The organism is Bacillus sp. DTU_2020_1000418_1_SI_GHA_SEK_038 (genome assembly GCF_032341175.1).
Taxonomy (GTDB): Bacteria; Bacillota; Bacilli; order Bacillales; family Cytobacillaceae; genus Cytobacillus.
On the sequence record NZ_CP135435.1, the window covers coordinates 3,594,072 to 3,614,082 of the forward strand.

At 38.2% G+C, this 20,011-nt stretch carries 17 protein-coding genes; 6 read left to right on the forward strand and 11 right to left on the reverse strand.

The window, feature by feature from the left end:
- Position 1: 1 nt before the first annotated feature.
- On the reverse strand, positions 2-1,552 hold the full coding sequence (fdrA, locus tag RRV45_RS17975; RefSeq protein WP_315666028.1) for an acyl-CoA synthetase FdrA: 1,551 nt from the start codon (positions 1,550-1,552) through the stop codon (positions 2-4).
- Positions 1,549-2,433 carry an oxamate carbamoyltransferase subunit AllH family protein gene (locus RRV45_RS17980; RefSeq protein WP_315666029.1) on the reverse strand — a complete coding sequence of 295 codons (885 nt, stop codon included), beginning with the start codon at positions 2,431-2,433 and terminating at the stop codon, positions 1,549-1,551. The genes fdrA and RRV45_RS17980 overlap by 4 nt, the downstream gene beginning before the upstream one ends.
- 346 nt (positions 2,434-2,779) lie before the next feature.
- Here RRV45_RS17980 and RRV45_RS17985 point away from each other — a divergent pair, with 346 nt between their 5' ends.
- The 3 genes from RRV45_RS17985 to RRV45_RS17995 all read left to right on the forward strand — a co-directional run bounded on the left by RRV45_RS17985 (position 2,780) and on the right by RRV45_RS17995 (position 6,028).
- Entirely contained in the window at positions 2,780-4,489 is a 1,710-nt protein-coding gene (locus RRV45_RS17985; protein WP_315666030.1) for a PucR family transcriptional regulator, read from the forward strand.
- 211 nt (positions 4,490-4,700) lie between these two features.
- On the forward strand, positions 4,701-4,904 hold the full coding sequence (locus tag RRV45_RS17990; protein ID WP_315666031.1) for an aspartyl-phosphate phosphatase Spo0E family protein: 204 nt from the start codon (positions 4,701-4,703) through the stop codon (positions 4,902-4,904).
- A gap of 131 nt (positions 4,905-5,035) precedes the next feature.
- A complete protein-coding gene (locus RRV45_RS17995; RefSeq protein WP_315666032.1) occupies positions 5,036-6,028 on the forward strand; it encodes a potassium channel family protein in 993 nt (330 codons plus the stop codon).
- On the opposite strand, the gene RRV45_RS18000 is transcribed toward RRV45_RS17995, so the two are convergent.
- From RRV45_RS18000 to pruA, 4 genes are all read right to left on the reverse strand, one after another.
- Complete coding sequence (locus RRV45_RS18000; RefSeq protein WP_315666033.1) at positions 6,025-6,432, reverse strand: YugN-like family protein; 408 nt, start codon at positions 6,430-6,432, stop codon at positions 6,025-6,027. The two genes, RRV45_RS17995 and RRV45_RS18000, sit on opposite strands and share 4 nt — an antisense overlap.
- 219 nt (positions 6,433-6,651) lie before the next feature.
- Complete coding sequence (locus RRV45_RS18005; protein WP_315666034.1) at positions 6,652-8,001, reverse strand: glucose-6-phosphate isomerase; 1,350 nt, start codon at positions 7,999-8,001, stop codon at positions 6,652-6,654.
- 301 nt (positions 8,002-8,302) lie between these two features.
- The gene (locus RRV45_RS18010; protein ID WP_315666035.1) at positions 8,303-9,493 is read right to left on the reverse strand and encodes an ornithine--oxo-acid transaminase; all 1,191 of its coding nucleotides are present in this window, start codon (positions 9,491-9,493) and stop codon (positions 8,303-8,305) included.
- A gap of 271 nt (positions 9,494-9,764) precedes the next feature.
- Positions 9,765-11,312, reverse strand: a complete 1,548-nt coding sequence (gene pruA / locus RRV45_RS18015) for an L-glutamate gamma-semialdehyde dehydrogenase (RefSeq protein ID WP_315666036.1) — start codon at positions 11,310-11,312, stop codon at positions 9,765-9,767.
- A 223-nt stretch (positions 11,313-11,535) separates the two neighbouring features.
- Between pruA and RRV45_RS18020 the strand changes: the two genes are divergently transcribed.
- Entirely contained in the window at positions 11,536-12,981 is a 1,446-nt protein-coding gene (locus RRV45_RS18020) for a sigma-54 interaction domain-containing protein (RefSeq protein WP_315666037.1), read from the forward strand.
- Positions 12,982-13,102: 121 nt separating this feature from the next.
- On the opposite strand, the gene RRV45_RS18025 is transcribed toward RRV45_RS18020, so the two are convergent.
- Both RRV45_RS18025 and yugI read right to left on the reverse strand, forming a co-directional pair.
- Positions 13,103-13,468 carry a group I truncated hemoglobin gene (locus tag RRV45_RS18025; protein ID WP_315666038.1) on the reverse strand — a complete coding sequence of 122 codons (366 nt, stop codon included), beginning with the start codon at positions 13,466-13,468 and terminating at the stop codon, positions 13,103-13,105.
- 117 nt (positions 13,469-13,585) lie between these two features.
- A complete protein-coding gene (yugI, locus tag RRV45_RS18030; protein WP_315666039.1) occupies positions 13,586-13,990 on the reverse strand; it encodes a S1 domain-containing post-transcriptional regulator GSP13 in 405 nt (134 codons plus the stop codon).
- 338 nt (positions 13,991-14,328) lie between these two features.
- Here yugI and RRV45_RS18035 point away from each other — a divergent pair, with 338 nt between their 5' ends.
- Positions 14,329-15,162 carry an alpha/beta fold hydrolase gene (locus RRV45_RS18035; protein WP_315666040.1) on the forward strand — a complete coding sequence of 278 codons (834 nt, stop codon included), beginning with the start codon at positions 14,329-14,331 and terminating at the stop codon, positions 15,160-15,162.
- Positions 15,163-15,185: 23 nt separating this feature from the next.
- On the opposite strand, the gene RRV45_RS18040 is transcribed toward RRV45_RS18035, so the two are convergent.
- Positions 15,186-15,446, reverse strand: a complete 261-nt coding sequence (locus RRV45_RS18040; protein WP_315666041.1) for a DUF1871 family protein — start codon at positions 15,444-15,446, stop codon at positions 15,186-15,188.
- 82 nt (positions 15,447-15,528) lie between these two features.
- Here RRV45_RS18040 and RRV45_RS18045 point away from each other — a divergent pair, with 82 nt between their 5' ends.
- Positions 15,529-16,698 (forward strand): MalY/PatB family protein, encoded by a 1,170-nt coding sequence (locus tag RRV45_RS18045; protein WP_315666042.1) that lies wholly within the window; start codon positions 15,529-15,531, stop codon positions 16,696-16,698.
- Between the two features lie 236 nt (positions 16,699-16,934).
- Here RRV45_RS18045 and RRV45_RS18050 read toward each other — a convergent pair whose 3' ends face one another.
- Positions 16,935-18,449: a CoA-acylating methylmalonate-semialdehyde dehydrogenase gene (locus RRV45_RS18050; RefSeq protein WP_315666043.1), complete on the reverse strand. Its 1,515-nt coding sequence runs from the start codon at positions 18,447-18,449 to the stop codon at positions 16,935-16,937.
- Between the two features lie 89 nt (positions 18,450-18,538).
- Complete coding sequence (locus RRV45_RS18055; RefSeq protein WP_315666044.1) at positions 18,539-19,891, reverse strand: aspartate aminotransferase family protein; 1,353 nt, start codon at positions 19,889-19,891, stop codon at positions 18,539-18,541.
- Positions 19,892-20,011 lie beyond the last annotated feature (120 nt).

Genomic DNA, 20,011 nt, shown 5'->3' on the forward strand with positions numbered 1-20,011 from the left:
CCTATTCCCCTTTCACAACGAATTCTCTAGCTAATAGACCAGCATTCTGACTGCTGCTTGCATGTGTTACTCCAGCAGCTAAAAGTTTATTCACTTGATCATCAAGGTTTTGACGGTCTAATTCTGTTCCAAGTACGTAACCTATAATCTCCAAATGTCTGCCCTCTGCCTCAGCATTTTGCTTTGCTTCAATCATAGCAGGCAGCATTGCGCCCACTGGATCTTCGTGTGCACCATAGCCTAATACGAAGTCCATCACAATTACGCCCACTTCTGGGTCTTTTGCTTCTTGGATAAATCTTTCGATACGAGTAGCTGGATCAATCATTGGATGTGGCTTACCTTGAGTAAATTCATCATCACCGAAATCAATGAAAGTGTGCTCTATGCTAGTGTTTCTATCTTTTAAGCGGAATTCTGGATTTTTAGCAATATTGCTGTAAACATTATCAAACTTTTCCTTTGCCGCATGCATAGCTTCATCACAAAGCGTCCCACCGCTGAATAATCCGCGAATATATTTTTGTTCTGGCTTTAACTTCGTGCGAACCTCTTCAATTAACGGGATGTTTAGTGCACGCTTGTTTAGCTTGCTTTCGTCTGCACCAGCGAGTACAACAGCCTTAATCGCAGCGTCTTTAGACATTTTTGCATAATGTCCTCCAGCTTCTGTTACTGCTGCTTCATCGCCGCCAATGAACCATACGACAACTGGTTTCTTGCATTCCTTAATTTTTGCTAGAACCTTTTCTTGAACACTTGGTGCAGGTGGCTTTGAAACAAGGACGATCACTTTTGTAGCCTCATCGTCTTCAAGAGCTTGAATACCGTCAAGCATCATAATTCCGCCGATTTCTTCCTTCAAGTCTCTTCCGCCGGTACCGATTAATTGCGAAATACCGCCGCCAAATTCATGAATACGAACACTTACTTCCTGGCTTCCTGTTCCGGAAGCAGCTACGATACCGATATTGCCTTTTCTTACTTTATTAGCAAAGCAGAGAGCAACATTTCCAATAATAGCTGTTCCGCAGTCTGGCCCCATCATTAGTAAGCCTTTTTCATGGGCTAGTTGTTTTAGTGCTAATTCATCTTCAATGCTCACATTATCACTGAAAAGCATTACGTTTAAGTCATTTTCAAGTGCTTTTTTAGCTTCTCTTGCTGCATACATACCATTTACGGCAATTACGGCTAGGTTCGCATCTGGAATGTTTTCCGCTGCAGAAGAAATTGTAGAAAATTTAACTTCGCTATTTCCACTTTTCGAAGGGCTCTTCTTTTTTGTTAATAGATCATTAATGCCAACGAAAGCGTTTTCGCATAATTCATCAGTTGCAGCTTTAACAACAATAATTAAATCACTAGATCCTGCTTCTTCGATTTCAGGTGTTAATAGTCCAACATTTTTCATTACTTCTTTATTCATTTCAGTACCCATTGCAATAATGGCTTGCTCAACGCCTTCAATTTGGTTGGCTTTTGTTGATAAAGACATCAGTGACACTGAATCGAAATATGTGTTTGGCTTGATAACAGCTTGTACAGTCATAATTTACCTCCAGCTTTTATATTGGCCTCCATTCCGCTGACAAGCCCTAAGGCTATATCTGTACCGGAAGAAGATCCTATGTGTAATACTTTATTTAAAGAGAGAATTAATTCATCGCGGTTCCCTTTTAGCATGGAACTGACGAGTTGAATAATGGATTCTCGAACTTTACCAATAGACGCTTTTTTTAATGCCATAAAGCTTATGTTGTTTGTTAATGTCTTTGCTTTTTGCACTACTTCTTCGCAAAGGGATTGATATGATGATAGAGGGCTATTCCTTACATTTAATGCAGTAAAAAGACCAACTAGGAAATCATCTCCAGATGGTGTTAAGCCAGGACCTAGTCCAATTAACGATTGCGCATACTTTAACGCACTTGAGCTACTGCCATTCAGCAATGCCTGTTGTAGATGTTGAGATCTTTCAGCAATCATTCTTGAAACTTCTTTAGCAAAGAAATGATCGGAAGCGATATCTATTTTGGCTCCTCCGCTTCTTCCATGAACTTCAATATAGTCCTTAACAAAAGATAAATTCCTGTTGACGATTTCTATCGTATTAGGATATTCAGGTAATTTGCTTTCCCACCTTCGTATGTTTTCAAAAGAGATAGTGAGCTTTTTACCAATATACATACACTTGCCGGAAATACAAACTGGTTCATTAACATTAATGCTGGTGTTATGAAGGTTTTCTAAATCAATAATAATTGTATTTGGTCCATTATCTAGTTTCTTACACGCAATCGTGAACAGCTCATCACAATCATGATTTTGTATGTTGAGAGTGCTATTGAAAACACTATGAATAATACCGCGAAAACTCGAAGCTTCTACTAAGTCAACGAATTCTCCATCTCCAGATATCGCTAATTTCAATAGAGTCACCTCTTAAGTCTAGATTATTTCCCTACAAGCTTGAAACTATGCAAAGATAAATCTTTACTACAATACCTACAATTTAAATATAGTAATCGAAAAAAATATGTTATTTTTCTAAAAATGAGTAATGTACTTCGATCTTACCTCTGTCTGGACTATTTTTAATCTGCAAAATCAGCCCCTACTCTCAGATTACTATTTGACAATGAACCGGCCTTACGAGATTATTTTATATAAAATGCCTATATGAGTCATCGTGTATAAAATCCAAAAAAAAAACATTTCCCTTGTGCATCATGCACAAGGACCTGTGTGTAATTTATGTCATTAGGAGCTGAGAAAAGTGCTAACAGTTAAAGATCTATTAGAAATTAAAGCGATCGATGGGATTAAGGTTGTTGCTGGGGAGCAGGGAATTAATAATGTTATTTCTATCGTAAACATTATGGAAAATCCCGATGCCTTTGATTGGCTATCTTCAAATGAACTCCTCTTATCAACGGGATATATTTTCAAAGGTAATGAAAAGCTGCAAAATCGAATAATTAAGGAATTATCTGAAATTAATTGCTCAGGACTAGTAATTAAAATGAAACGTTATTTCGATAAAATCCCAGAAAATATGATTAAACAAGCAAATAAGTATGGATTGCCATTGTTGGAGCTGCCGCTTGAATACACTTTGTCCAAAGTCATTTCGATTATCAATGAAAAGGCTTCTGGCAGATACGATTTACTAAACCGTAAAACGCTCGATATGCATAATATTTTATTTAGAATAGCGTTGGAGGGTGGAGGAATTGAAAAGATTTCTTCAATGTTGACGGACACAGTAAACAATCCCATTCTTATCATGGACAAGGAATGGAGATTGCTCCACTATACAGATTATGTTGAAAACAAAGTACCTTTAGCCTACTGCCTTGATTTAGTAAAGAATCGGCCCGCTTTCAAGAAGGAGTTTACCGATTTAATTCCTCAGGATTTTAGTCTAATGAAAAAGTTGATTAAGCGCATTTATCATGTGGAAGATTTTGAGATAAGATGCCGCATTCTGCCTATCGGCGTTTCAAATGAGATTCTTGGCTTTATTGTGGTTTGGCAAACAGTTCGCGAGCTAACAGAATTTGATTACATTGCCTTAGAACAAGCCACAACCATTATTGCTCTTGAATTAATTAAAGAAAAAGAGATAGAAGATGTTAAATTAAAAATCAGACAGGATTTTTTCGATGATTTACTAACCGGGAAGATTACATCTTCTGAAACCATTCAGACTTTGTGCAACTTACACGGGTTGAACCCTAACTATAAATATCACTGCATCGTGATTAATATTGAATCTAATGAACTAAATGAGTACGAAGACATGATCGCGAGAAAATATAGATTGGAAGGTATACTAAAAAGATGTGTGCAGTTAGTTTACGAAAATTCGGGTAATGCAAATGGGGAAATTACATGCTTCTATCGCAACAACCGCATTATTATTTTATTTGGTCAAAACGAAGCAAAACCTTCAATAACCATTAATGAAGCTAAACAATATACTCGTGATATTCAAGAAATACTAACTAGCAATATTGTTAATACGAATTTTTTAATGGGGATTGGCAGACAGTATAACTCAATTCATTCACTCCATAAAAGTTTCTCAGAAGCAAATGAAGCGGTTAGACTTATGCAGAAGTTTGAGGATCGGGACGGAATTGCCCATTTCGAGGATCATTCTGTCTACCATTTTTTAGACTCCAATATTAAGGACTTGGTACTAGAAGAGTTTTTCGTTAAATGCCTTGGCAAATTATATGAGCAGGATTCCTTACATGGCACAAGCTATATTGTTACTTTAGAAAATTTCTTTATTAATAACCAGAATATCAGCGAAACTGCTAAAGCCATGTTTTTACACAGGAATACACTCATTTATCGCATTGAAAAAATTAAGGAAATCTTGAACAGCGATCTAAAGAATTCAGAAGAGCTACTTAGGATTCAATTATCACTTAAAATCTTTAGACTATTAAATAAAAATTTGCAGCTAAATTCATAAAGAATGGGTCACCCATAATAGTATAGCCATGTCATCTACATAGATGGTATGACTACTTATTAGGACTTTCGCTCTAGTGACACTCCCAAATTTATGTAAAAAATGAAGTAAAATGTCTTTTTCTTAGAACCTTTGTCGAATCTATTTCGAAATATGAAATATCTCCTATAATAAAGATATACTTGAAAAACATAAGTAGGTGAAGATGAAGATGAACAAGTATTCACTAGAGCAATTAGTCCTCAAGCGAATTAATGTAATGAGAAACGAAATGATCCAAATCGCACATGAAACCGGAATGAATAGTGCTGAAACGATAAATTATAGCCAGAAACTAGACCGTTTGATCTACCTTCACCTTTTGCACTTTTCAATAAGTGAACCAGCTATCCATACTGGTCATTCAGCAAGTTAATTGACCTTATATTCTTTTCTAAAATTGAGCTAGAAGATCTAGCTCTTTTTCTATTTTATAAGAGTTAAATTTATGAAATCCCCCTAATTCGTCCATACTGAATACAGATTCTTTTTTAGGGGTGTCATATTTTGTCATACAATTTATTTACTAGCTTTGCGCGTCTACCGCTAATTTTTAGAGTATTAATTATTTCACTTTTGCTGATTTTTACATTTGGAACGATTATTCACTTACTAGAACCAGAACAATTTACAACTATTTTCGAAGGTATTTGGTGGGCTGTAGTGACAGCAGCTACAGTTGGCTATGGAGATTTTGCACCGAAGACTGTTCTCGGGAGACTTACTGGGATAGCCTTAATCATGGTCGGAGCTGGATTTTTAGCCTCCTATTTTGTCACATTGGCTACTGTTGCAGTAACACGACAGAATGATTTAATTGAAGGGAAGCTTGCGTTCAAAGGGAAAAACCATCTGATCGTTGTTGGGTGGAATGAACGTTCACGTGAAATTCTTCAGGCACTGTGCAAAAATTATAAAGATATGACCATCACCTTAATTGATGAATCACTTGAAAAAAATCCATTACCTAATAGGAATGTGCATTTTATTCAAGGTCGTTCTAACGTTGATGATGTGTTAATAAAAGCAAACATCCTAGAAGCTAGTAAAGTGATTATTACCGCTGACCCAAATAAGGGAGAGCTTCATGCTGACATGGGATCCATTTTAACCCTGCTTGCAGTAAAGGGGCTTAATCCCCATGTTCCATGCATCGTTGAAATTTTAACATTAGAGCAGGTTGCCAACGCAAAAAGAGCTGGCGCAGATGAAGTAGTCCAAACAAACATTTTAACAAGCTTCGTTATGATTAATAGCATCTTCTCTCAAGAGCTCGTAACATCCTTTTTAGATCTATTACGGCAGCTGGATAACCGAAAATTAACGTTCCAGCAGGTCACTTCAGAAATATTAGACATGTCCTATATGGAGCTTAGCCAATTACTCATTAAAAACGGAACCTTATTGCTTGGAATAAAAAGAGGGGAGGAAACTATATTAAATCCTCCGAACCCCTTTATTATTCATGCTAATGACCAGTTAATTATTATTACAAATTAACCATTCAAGAGCACAGCCTCCAGTTCCTTGACGAGTGCTTTCCCATTATCCATGAATTTTTCCGGGAATTCAGCATCCTTTTCGGTTGGCTCCGAAAATTGATTAAATGATCCGGATATGACCGCTGTATGTGCATGGTCGTCCAAACCATCCTCATATAGGTGTGAGAGCAGAAACGGGCGCCCTAGCTCAACAGTACAGCCTCTGGCATCAAGCTGCCCGTCTATCGCCATAAAAGGAAGCCTTAAAAACTGATAGCCCTCCTTGTTATCGATCTTATAATCAAAGAAACCTTTATCATAGTCCCAATTGCCGCCAATTGAATAGCCAATCGGTTTTAACTTCTGTTCTAATTTATACAAATCAAAGTTTTTACCCTCTAATTCTGAAGGAATTTCAATCATTTATGATTCTCCTTTCCATACTTTTCATTAGTTTTCCCGAAAGTAAAGTTTTCATTAAAAAAGGAGTGTTCGCCGTGACGAACACTCCTTTTCCTATTGTCTAGCTTCAGCGCCTACCCCCTCGAGGTCACAAGCCAATCCTCCCAGAAAGGTAAAGAACACCTTTCCGGGAGGATTGGCTTGTGCTTGTCGGGGGTGACCGAGGCGCTTCCGCTTTTCTTATTTAAGCCGCTTTTCTAGCTCTGCTTTCTTATCTTCATACCCCGGTTTTCCTAAAAGAGCAAACATATTTACTTTATAAGCCTCTACACCTGGCTGATCGAATGGGTTGACACCTAGTAAATAGCCACTCATCGCACAAGCTTTTTCAAAGAAATAAACGAGGTAGCCAAAGGTGAAGGCATCTAATTTAGGAATGGATAAAATTAGGTTTGGAACTCCTCCATCCGTATGTGCAAGCATGGCACCTTGGAAAGCTTTATCATTTACAAAATCAATTGTTTTTCCAGCCAAATAATTTAGACCGTCTAAGTCATTATCTGCTTCTTCAATTAGTAATTCATGGCGTGGTTTTTCTACCTTTAACACCGTCTCGAAAAGGTTGCGCCGCCCATCTTGAATATATTGACCAATAGAATGCAAATCTGTTGAAAAATTGGCAGAGGCAGGGAAGATTCCTTTGAAGTCTTTCCCTTCACTTTCCCCAAAAAGCTGCTTCCACCACTCTGAAAAGGATTGTAGCGCTGGCTCATAATTTATGAGCATTTCTGTCGTCTTTCCTTTGTGATATAAAATATTGCGGACAGCTGCATATTGATAAGCTTGATTATCCAACAGTTCAGAGCTGCTTTGCTCTTCACGGGCGTGTGCCGCACCTTTTATCATTTCATCAATATCGGCTCCACTTACAGCAATAGGCAGAAGCCCTACAGCTGTTAATACGGAGTAACGCCCTCCTATATCATCGGGAACAACAAAGGTCGCATAGCCCCTTTCATCGGCGAATGTTTTTAATGCACCTTTTTCTTTATCTGTTGTTGCATAAATGCGTGTGCGCGCTTCATCGACCCCATATTTTTCCTCTAATAGCTTGCGGAAAATACGAAAAGCAATGGCCGGCTCAGTCGTTGTCCCTGATTTAGAAACTACATTAATCGAAAAATCCTTATCTTCTAGAAAATCAATTACATCCTTCATATATGTAGAGCTTAAATGATTGCCTGCAAAAATAATTTGTGGTGTGCCTCTTTTTCCTTTTGACAAAGAATTATAGAAGCTATGATTAAGCATTTCAATAGCCGCCCGCGCTCCTAAATAGGAACCGCCAATTCCGATCACAAGTAAAACATCGGATTCACTTTTTATTTTTTCTGCTGCTTGTTTGATCCGTGTAAACTCTTCTTTATCATAATGAACTGGGTAATCCAGCCATCCTAAAAATTCATTTCCTTGACCTGTATGCTCATGTAAAGAATGATGGGCAACCTTTACAGCATCCTGTAAATAGGTGAGCTCGTGTTCACTAAAAAAAGATAGTGCTTTCGAGTAATCAAAACGAACATATGCCATCTCCGATCCTCCCAAATAGATAATTGTTAAAGAATACAAATCAGGAATTATTGCCAAAAAGCGTCCTATTTAAACCTGTTGCTTTATTCTCTCTATCACTTTAACGAAAAGCCTTTCTTTAATCAAGAAACATCAGACATTATTAATCGTAATATATTGACATTTTTTTCATTTATAATAAAAATCTGTCGAGTTTTTGGTTTAAATATTGACGCAAAAAAATCCTTGCACATACCGTACAAGGATTTTTTCATAACATTAGAATGGTATCATTATTTTTGCTTTCCTTTATAATAAAAGATTAGCCCAAAATTTTGTTAATACGTTCAATAGCCCAATCTAACTCTTCCTCTGTAATCACAAGTGGAGGAGCGAAGCGAATGACTGTATCATGCGTCTCTTTACATAATAAGCCTTCTTCTTTTAACGCTTCACAATATTTACGGGCAGGTTCCGTTAATTCAACACCAATAAATAAGCCACGTCCACGAACTTCTTTAATCATTGGGTTTTTGATTTCTTTTAATTTGTTTGCGAAGTATTCACCAAGCTTTAAAGAACGCTCAGCTAAGTTTTCTTCAACAAGAACCTCCATTGCAGCAATGGATACAGCACAAGCCATTGGATTTCCGCCAAATGTAGAGCCGTGAGAACCTGGATTGAATACACCTAGGACTTCTTTGTTTGCAACGACACAGGAAATTGGGAACACTCCGCCTCCCAAAGCTTTTCCTAAAATGTACATATCTGGGTTAACATCTTCCCACTCACAAGCAAACATTTTACCAGTACGAGCAAGACCAGCCTGAATTTCATCAGCAATGAATAATACATTGTTTTCTTTACATGTTTCATAAGCCGCTTTCATGAAGCCTTCTTCAGGAATGATGATTCCAGCTTCGCCTTGGATTGGCTCAATTAAGAATGCCGCAGTATTTTCAGTGATTGCCGCTTTCAATGCTTCTAGATCTCCGTAAGGAATTAATTTAATGCCAGGAAGCATCGGTCCAAATCCGCGCTTATATTCTGCTTCTGAAGAAAGAGAAACAGCTGTCATTGTACGTCCGTGGAAGTTCCCAATACATGCAATAATCTCAGCTTGATTTTCCGCAACGCCTTTTACATCATATGCCCAGCGGCGAGCAGCTTTAAATGCTGTTTCAACCGCTTCAGCACCTGTATTCATTGGAAGAGCCATTTCTTTATTTGTTAGCTTACAAATCATTTCATACCATGGTCCAAGCTGATCATTATGGAATGCGCGTGAAGTTAGTGTTACACGATCTGCTTGATCCTTTAATGCTTGAATAATTTTCGGATGTCTATGTCCTTGGTTTACTGCGGAATAAGCACTCAGCATATCCATATATTTATTGCCTTCTGGATCCTCAACCCAAACACCTTCTGCTTTTGAAATAACGATTGGAAGCGGATGGTAGTTCTTTGCGCCGTACTTATCAGTTTGTTCAATTAATGTACTTGATATAGTCATTTAAATAAGCCTCCTATTTTCCGATTAATCCTCTTCATTGTACATTTAAGCTGTAACACTTTAAACCCTGAAAGGGAAATTTTATTTATCAAATTCGCCTTGGCGTATTTGCGCCCAGATTTTTATCGAGCTGGCTCGATAAATTCCTTTAAAAATCTGAGGCATCCGCCGGAGGCTTTAACTTTATTCAGCAAGGTTTATTCCTGTTGAATTGGAACTTCGTTTACATTTTATATACCTTTTAGAAATTCAAGATTAATGCTGAATAAAGTTAGAACATTTCAGATGTTGTTTTTGCTTGCATGTGAAGAAGCAGATAATCAGGTCCGCCTGCTTTAGAGTCAGTTCCTGACATATTGAATCCGCCGAATGGCTGGTAGCCTACAATAGCACCTGTACATCCACGGTTAAAGTATAGGTTTCCAACATGGAAATCTTCACGTGCTTTTTCTTGGTTCATGCGGTTATTAGTAATAACTGCACCAGTTAAACCGTATTCTGTGTTGTTAGCAATGTCAATTGCATCATCGAAATCTTTAGCCTTTGTAAAGCCTACCACTGGTCCAAAGATTTCTTCCTTCATGATGCGAGATTCTGGTGAAAGATCAGCGAATACAGTTGGTTTGATGAAGTAGCCTTTCGAATCGTCTCCTTCGCCGCCTGTCATCAGCTTGCCTTCTTGCTTGCCGATTTCAATATAGCTCATGATTTTGTTGTAGGCACTTTGGTCAATAACCGTTGCCATGTAGTTGTTTGGATCTGTTGGATCACCTTGTGTTAATTCATTTGTTAATTCAACAACACGGTTTAATACTTGATCGTAAACATCTTCCACAACTACTGCACGAGAACATGCAGAACATTTTTGTCCTGAGAATCCGAATGCAGAAGCAACAATAGAAGTTGCAGCTAGCTCAAGGTCTGCCTCTTTGTCGACAACAATCGTATCTTTTCCGCCCATTTCTGCGATGAGACGCTTCATCCAAATTTGACCTTCATTGATTTTTGAAGCACGTTCGAAAATACGAAGACCTACATCACGAGAACCTGTGAAGCTGATGAAACGAGTGTCTTTATGGTCAACTAAGTAGTCGCCCACTTCTGCACCGCTTCCTGGAACGAAGTTAAGAACACCTGCTGGAAGTCCTGCTTCTTCCATAACTTCAACGAATTTCGCTGCAACAATTGGCGTTGTTGAAGCTGGTTTTAATAATACAGTGTTTCCTGTTACGATGGCTGCCACTGTCGTACCAGCCATAATCGCTAACGGGAAGTTCCAAGGAGAGATAATGATTCCTACTCCTAATGGAATGTAGTCATAACGGTTGAATTCGTTTGGACGGCTGTTCACTGGAACACCATCTTTAATTCGCAGCATTTGAAGAGCATAGTACTCTAAGAAATCAATTGCTTCAGCTGTATCCGCATCCGCCTCATTCCAAGGCTTTCCTGCTTCTTTTGTTAGAAGAGCGGAGAATTCATGCTTGCGGCGGCGGATAATTGCAGCTGCTTTGAAAAGAACGTCTGCACGAATTTCCGGCTTTACTTTTTTCCATGTTTTAAACGCTTCAACTGCAGCCTGCATTGCTTTTTCAGCTAGCTCTTGACTTGCCTTGGATACACGTCCAATAACTTCTTCTTTATTAGCAGGATTATAAGAAACAATTTTTTCTTCAGTAGAAATACGCTCTCCGCCAATGACTAAATCGTAATCTTTTCCTAAATAGCTTTCAACCGTTTTTAGACCTGTTAAATAAGCCTCGCGATTTTCATCTAACTTAAAATTTGTGAATGGCTCATGTTTATAAGCTTGTACCATGATTCCTTCCCCCTTAATACATTCTTATGCTTTTTCATTCCTCCATTTATGATTGCAAGAAATGTGCCAAATATGTATACTGCGTCAAATGTTGATTTTTCTTTCGCAGCAGCAAAACAATTTTGCGCTTTCAGTTATTAATCCTGGTTAAAGAGCAAAAATATATTGCACCCCTCCTATTATTTTCATAAAATGAAGAGAAGAATGATGAAGGAGCAAAGTAATGAATAATCAAAACCTCTCTCAATTGCAATTAATTAATAAATTTTTTCAACAGATACTTAAGGAAATAGATATTGGCGTTCACGTAATCGATCACGAAGGCAAAACGATTATTTATAATAAAAAAATGGCTGAGATGGAGGGAATGGATTACTCAGATGTACTCGATAAAGAGCTATTAGATGTATTTTCCTTTCACAAGGACGAGGCCAGCACCCTTCTGAGAGCTTTAACCCATGGAGAAAAAATCATTAATGCTAAGCAAACCTATTTTAATAATAAAGGACAGGAGATAACAACAATTAATAACACCTTTCCTGTTTCTGATGGAGGCGTTCGAATTGGCGCAATGGAAATTGCCCGCGATGTGACAAAACTAGAAAAACTGATTAGAGAAAATATGAATAAAAAAGGGAACACCCGCTATACATTCGATAGCATTATCGGAAGCAGTGAGGAAATTAAGAATGTGATTGAGTCAAGCAAGAGAGCGACGCGCACCAGTTCATCTGTTCTTATCGTTGGGGATACAGGAACAGGAAAAGAGCTATTCGCACAAAGCATTCATAATGGAAGCCATCGGTCATCAAAGCCTTTCATCTCTCAAAACTGTGCCGCTTTGCCTGACAGTTTAATTGAGGGGCTGCTTTTCGGGACAAAGAAAGGTGCTTTTACAGGTGCGATTGAACGCCCTGGTCTTTTCGAGCAGGCGGAAGGCGGAACCTTGTTGCTTGACGAAATCAATTCTTTGAATCCAGCCTTGCAGGCGAAACTTTTAAGGGTTTTACAGGAAAGAATGGTTAGACGAATAGGAGACACCGTGGATCGAAAGGTTGACGTCCGAATCATTGCAACTATAAATGAGGATCCTATCGATGCAATTTCCGATGGAAGGCTGCGAAAAGATTTGTATTACCGATTGAGTGTTGTTTCTTTGTTCATCCCCCCATTGCGGGATAGAAGGAAAGACATTCAAGATCTTGTCCGCTTCTTTATTGAAAAATACAATCACCTTTTTGGCATGAAGGTTCAAGGGATCGATGATCATGTTTTAAGCGTATTTGAACAATATGATTGGCCTGGAAATGTACGGGAGCTTGAGCATGTCATAGAAGGTGCGATGAACTTGATTGTTCATGAGGAGAAAATTGGTTATCTTCATTTGCCGATCCATTTCCGTAATAAGCCGCAATTTAAAAATGATGATTTTACTCCGAAGTTTCCTGCAGATCATCTAAAAGAATCAAGCAAGCAAATTAAGTCCTTGGACGAGTATATGGATGAAGCAGAGAAGAACTACTTAGAAAAAGTACTGCAGCGTCATCAATATAATATTACTCAAGCCGCAAAATCTCTTTGCATGAGCCGGCAAAACCTGCAATATCGGCTTAAAAAGCATCAAATTAGGAAAGAAGAAACCATAGAAAGGGGAAATATTCATTTTTAAATAGGCTATCCTACAAGGTGCTTGGCTCCACCATAACACCAATATCTAGTTCATACTCCTTGACATTAGATATTGTATTGTGGTTCCTGGCACCTTTTCTTTTTGGACAGCCCCATGTTCCTTATTGATGGAGAATATCGTCTTTAAGTGTATTTACTTTATTTAAAGCCTTGGCGATATCTTCATCAGGAACCCCAAAATGAGCGAGAGCCTCTCCTAGATGAGTGGCAATGGCATCAAAATGCCCAGGCTGCAGATTCATCCCTTTATGAGCCTTTGCCATCGAATTTCCCGAATATTGATTTGGTCCACCCAAGGCAAAGCTAATAAACTTCGTTTGATGGCTCCGCTGCTTTTCCATATCGGTATTCTCAAAAAAATGACTAACAGTTGGATCCTTTAATACTAATTCTGAATAAAAGTAATCGACAACCTTTCCAATTGCCTCTTCGCCGCCGACCTTTTCATAAAGTGTTTGTTCCGCCATGTGAAATTCCCCCTTATTAATAGTAAACAAAGGTTATTATTTGACAGAAATTATGCAAATATCCAAATCCCTATAACCAATAAAAGTAAAAAACCGAGCTAAGCTCGGTTTCCATTCTTATTTCTTAATTAGATCATCACGTTGAGATTGGTCAATCCACTCTTGAAGCTTATCCTTAAGTGTATTAAATCCTTGTGCAGAATCGTTCTCCACATGGATTGGAGCTGCTGGGCGAGGTTTACGAGGCTTTTTCGCCTTTACTTCTGCTTCAACTGGCGCTTCTTGTGTAGCACGGATAGATAGTCCGATTTTTCCAGATGCTTCATCTACAGATAAAACTTTAACTTCTACTTCATCTCCAACTTTAAGATGTTCGTTAATATCCTTTACAAAACCATGGGTAACCTCAGAAATATGAACAAGCCCTTGAGTATTCTCATTCAGTGCAACGAACGCACCATATGGCTGAACTCCTGTCACCTTACCTTTAATAACACTGCCTACTTCGATTTTTTCAGACATGGAAACACTCCTAATTTCTATTAATTTTATCGTTTTTATTCGCAATTAAAAATTATACCACAGTTTAAGCTTTTTTTCAAAATTAATTATTTCGCAGGTGATATTCTCTATTTTGCTCGTTATTGATATTATTATTTAATATAAAAAGCAAGTTTTTTGGGGTAAGTTTTTTTATCGTTTGATGTTTGAAAGCATGGTTTATTGGGCATGATAGTCTTAAAGACTTTCTAGTATTCCCCCTTTTTGAAGTGACAATCCTTTGGGTTGTCCTTTTTTTGTTTGTTTGATTTCAATTCCTTCGGTGAAAATAAGGTATACTAACGATTGAGGGGATTTACATGGAGAAAATTATTGAAAAACAAGTCTTACATATTAATGGAAATAATATTTACTTTGAAAGCTTTCGGCAACACCCTTCCTCAAAGGAAACCATTGTCCTGTTACACGGTTTTCTATCCTCAAGCTTTAGCTTCCGGCGGCTAATCCCATATTTAATAAATGAATATAATGTCATTTCTATTGACCTGCCCCCTTTTGGGCAAAGCGGAAAATCTCGCCGTTACAAATATTCATATAAAAATCTGGCGATGACCGTTATTCAGCTCGTTGAAAAGATGCACTTGAATAAGATTATATTACTTGGCCATTCAATGGGTGGACAAATCTCCTTATACATCGCTCATTTACGTCCAGACCTTATTGAAAAAGTGGTTCTCCTTTGCAGCTCAGGCTATTTAAAAAAATCAAAGCCCCATCTTGTTCTAGCATCTTACCTTCCATTTTCTCATTTATTTGTCAAGAGGTGGCTGGAGCGTTCAGGATTAGAAAATAATTTACGAATTGTTGTATACAACCAATCAATAATCGATGAAGAAATGGCTGACGGATACTTGGCCCCTTTTTTAAAAGATGATATATTCTTAGCCCTAGCAAAACTGATCCGTGACCGTGAAGGAGATTTAAGTGCGGACATCATAAACAAAATCCAGGTGCCCTGCTTACTACTATGGGGAGAACAAGATAAAATCGTTCCACTACAAACAGGCAAACAGCTGCATAAGGATTTAAATAATTCGAAGCTCATTGTTTTAAAAGAAACCGGCCACCTCCTACCAGAGGAAAGACCGGAGGAGGTTTTTTTTTATATTAAGGAATTTACTAAGAAAGGGTGAATCTGCAATAGATTCACCCTCCCCTAAATTGTACACACTCCGTCATCTTTTATAGAAAGGAGTTTGGCTGCCACTTCCACACACTCCTCCAGTGGAAGAAGTTTTTCAAAAGAAAATTCAAATATAGATTGAATCATCATGGCAAGCTTATTCTGATCCTCTATATCATGAACCGCCTGTACAATATCAGCAATTTCCGTCTCATAATTGCCGTCACCCATTCCAAAAGGATCCCACTCATTTATTGTATTGACTAGCTGTATGTTTACCTGTTGAATTTGCATATAATCACCTAATTGTTTTTACTTTTTGTTTCCATCCCTTATTATAGAGGAAAGACTATATGATTGAAAAGGCGGGGATACAATGAAGAAATTTGACTTTGATCAAATTATTAATCGGGAAAACACCTCCTCTGTTAAATGGGGATTAACAAAGGAAGTGTTTGGAACGAACGATGTATTGCCAATGTGGGTAGCTGATATGGACTTCGAGCCCCCTTCAGAAGTGAAAAATGCTCTTCTGGATCGAGTTCAACATGGCGTTTTCGGCTATACATATCCTTCATCCTCTACTGCTGATAGCATTAAGCAATGGCTTCAGAATAGACACAGCTGGAAAGTTGAGAGTGACTGGATTCAATATAATTTGGGAGTCGTTCCTTCAATTGCTGCCGCAATTGAGGCCTATACTGCCCCTGGAGATAAGGTGATGCTCCAATCACCTGTTTATGCTCCTTTTTTCGAAATGGTTAAGAAAAATAATCGGGAAGTAGTAAATTCTCCATTAAAATTAGTAGATAATCGATTTGAGATCGATTTTACTGATTTTGAAAATCGATTAAAAGAGGGAGTTAAATTATTCCTTTTATGTAATCCGCATAATCCTGGAGGCAGAGTATGGACAAAAGAAGAATTACAAAAAATCGGTGAGCTATGCTATCAATATAATTGTCTTATTCTTTCCGATGAAATTCATTCTGACCTTGTTTTTAAAACAAATAAGCATATTCCAATAGCTTCATTGAATAACAAATTCAATGAGATTACGATTACTTGCATTGCGCCAACAAAAACATTTAACCTAGCAGGACTGCAGGCTTCCGCTGTTATCATATCCAACAAAGAGCTTCGGAATGATTTCCAAAAAGTTTTACAGCGTCAAGGCTTCTATTCATTGCCAACCTTTGGAGCGATCGGAATGGAAGCTGCTTATCAGCACGGGGATAGCTGGTTGAATGAGCTTCTTGAATACTTACATGAAAATATTGCAACAGCAAAAAGCTTTATCGAAAAACACTTGCCTTCAATCAAAGTCATGGAACCTGAAGGCACCTATTTATTATGGTTAAATTGCCGTGAGCTAGATTTAGGCGATGAAGAAATTAGAGAACGGTTATTATATAAAGGAAAGCTGGCGTTAGAACCAGGGAAAAAATACGGTCCTGGCGGCGAAGGCTTTGTTCGCATGAATATCGCCTGTCCGCGTGAAATGCTGTTAGATGGTTTGGAGAGATTGAAAAAGGCATTTGATTAATAAGTGGATAACGCTGTGGATAGTGCTCAATTTCTGTTCCCCAAATAATACTTTGTGGATAACCTTTTTGAGGTGAAATCAGCAATAAGCCTTGATATAACACTTTTTGTCTTAGTTTAATAAGTAAACAATTATTGGCGAGTTCGCTCCCTTACAAAGAAGCGAACTCGCCAATCAGACATAGACAACAAGCATGATCTTTCCCTGTTATTGATTCTGTTTAATAAAAATATTATTTAATTATTACTTGGGAATGCAAATGATAGACTTTTATCTTCACTTGTTGAAAGCCAGCGTTCAGAAATCATCTTTGATTTTGTATAAAATTTTGCTTGATCTGGACCAAACATTTGGCCATCACCAAATCTTGAGCCCTTAAAACCAGCAAAGTTATGATAACCAACCGGAATTGGAATCGGAACGTTTACACCGACCATTCCTACATCAATTTCAGTTGTGAATTTTCTGGCTGCCAGTCCATTGTTTGTAAAAATCGTTACGCCATTTCCTAATTCATGCTGATTGATTAATTTAATCGCTTCCTCTAAGGTGTCTACACGTACAATATTTCGAACGGGCCCGAAGACTTCTTCATCGTAAATTTCCATGCCCGGTTTTACATGATCAAGCAAAGTTGGTGCCAGGAAGAAGCCTTTGCTATTTCTTGTAACGGCTTTATCGCGTCCGTCACAAATGATTTTTGCTCCTTCTTCTTCACTGCGGTCAATGGCTTTCAAAATATTTTCTTTTGCTTGCGGAGATATTACTGGGCCGTAATCTACATTCTCTGTATAAGCCCCCACTTTTAAGCTATCAATCTTTTCTTTTAAAATTTCTACTAACCGATCTGCCGTTTCTTGTCCTACTGGCATTAATGTAGAAATGGCCATACAACGTTGGGATGCTGCCCCATACCCTGCACTGATGAAAGCATTCGCTACTTGTTCTAAATCTGCATCTGGCATGACTACCATATTATTTTTGCCTCCGCCTAATGCAACGACACGTTTTCCATATTTAGCGCTTGTTTCGTAAATATAATGTGCTACAGGTGTGGAGCCAACAAATGAAACTGCCTGTACTGCTGGATTTTCAAGGAGTTCATTAACCGCCTCTTTATCTCCATTGATGACTGTCCAAATACCATCCGGAAGCCCCGCTTCTTTCCATAATTCACTCATAAATAAGGCTGTCATAGGCACTCGCTCGGAAGCTTTTAAAATAACAGCATTTCCAACTGCTACCGCCATGCATGTCTGGGCTAGCGGCACCATGATTGGAAAGTTGAATGGAGAGATTGCTGTAACTACACCTAGCGGATATTTAGCGGAATAAGCATTGATTTGACCGCCTACATTTACAGAATATTCGCCTTTCATTAAATGAGGAGCATTTATAGCTAAATCGACAGATTCGATCCCGCGGGTGATTTCACCAATTGCGTCTTCTTCTGTTTTTCCGCTTTCCGTACAGATTAATTCAACTAATTTATCTTTATTTTCCGTTAGCAAGTGCCGGAATTTCATTACAACTTCTGCGCGTTTAGCTACTGAGATATCACGCCATGCAGGAAAAGCGGCCTCTGCTTTTTCAATTGCATCTTTCACTTCCTCTTTGGAAGCTAATGGCACTTTGGCAATGACCTCTCCTGTTGCAGGATTGAACACTTCTGAAAAACGGCCGCTTTTACCAGCAATCATTTTTCCCTCAATAAAATGTGTAAGTTCTTTCACTTCTGTAATGTTTGTCATCTTCGTATTCTCCTTTCAATAATTAAGCAGCAAGTTTTATATAAAGAACATGACTTCATCCGCGCGTTTCTACTTTTTGGGATGAGCACTTATAAAGTTTCAATGGCTTGCACTAATCTTTCAAGAATGAAATCCTTTTCTTCCAAGGTAATGTTTAATGGTGGGGAAAGTGCTAATATATTGTTATAACCCGCAACTGTTACACCGTTTTTCCCAATAATCAGCCCTTGTTCTTTACATTTTGCGATTACTTGATTGACTTTCTCTACAGCTAAAGGATTCTTCGTGCTCCGATCCTCTACTAGCTCGATTCCTATAAGCAATCCTTTTCCTCGAATATCTCCAACATAAGGGCAGTGTGATATTTTATCTTTTAATTCAGTAACTAAAATCTCACCCATGATTGAAGATTGTTCAAATAAATTTTCACGGTCCATAATTTCCAGGTTTTTCAATGCAACTGCACATGCCGCAGGAGAACCCCCAAATGTATTAACATGGCGGAAAAAGTCATAGTTTCCACTTTTAGTGAACTCTTCATAAATTTCTCTCTTTACAGCTGTTGCAGAAAGTGGCATATAAGCGCTCGTAAGCCCCTTTGCCATCGTAATAATGTCAGGCTGTACTCCATAATGCTGGTGTCCGAAGGCTTTTCCTGTACGTCCGAAGCCGCAGATTACTTCATCAACTATTAATAAGGCGCCGTGCTTCTCACAAACTTCTTTTACACCTTTTAAATAATCATCAGGAGGCATAATGACTCCTCCGCCTGTAATAATCGGTTCCAAAATCATTGCAGCTATTGTTTCGGAGTGTTCCCATGTCATGACTTCGTCAACTGCCTTAACAGATGGCAAATCGGCGGCATTCTTATATCCATCCTCATTGTAACGGTACTGATCCGGCGCTTTAACATGAATAAATCCAGGCGATAATGGTTCGTATTTGTATTTCCGTTCTGCTTGTCCTGTTGCCGCGAGTGCGCCCATAGAGTTACCGTGATATGCGCGATAACGCGAAACAATTTTATAGCGAGTTCCTTGCCCTTTTTGCTGGAAATATTGGCGAGCAATTTTAAATGCTGTTTCATTAGCCTCTGAGCCGCTGTTTGAGAAAAACACGACATAATCTCCGCCTAATAATTCACTGATTTTTTCGGCAAGTAAGATCGCCGAAGGATGACTAACACTTAAGGGAGTATAATTGTTCTCTAGAAGTTGGTCATATGCGGCTTTTGCAATTTCTTCTCTTCCATAACCAACGTTTACACACCATAATCCTGACATGGCATCTAAATAACGATTCCCTTCAATGTCCGTTAGCCAAGCTCCTTTCGCTTTTTCAATAATGGTCGTAGCTTGTGGGTTATATGGCTTCATTGCATTCCAAAGATATTTCTCATCTTTTGTGACTAAACTTTCAGTAATATGAACATTCCCCATTTGAGTCACTCCTTTAGATATTTGTTAATTCTGCCTTAATTGTGACGTTTAATAGCATGATTATCATCAGACACAATGTAAAATGTTTACTAAATACCATTTCACATATTGACACTTTTT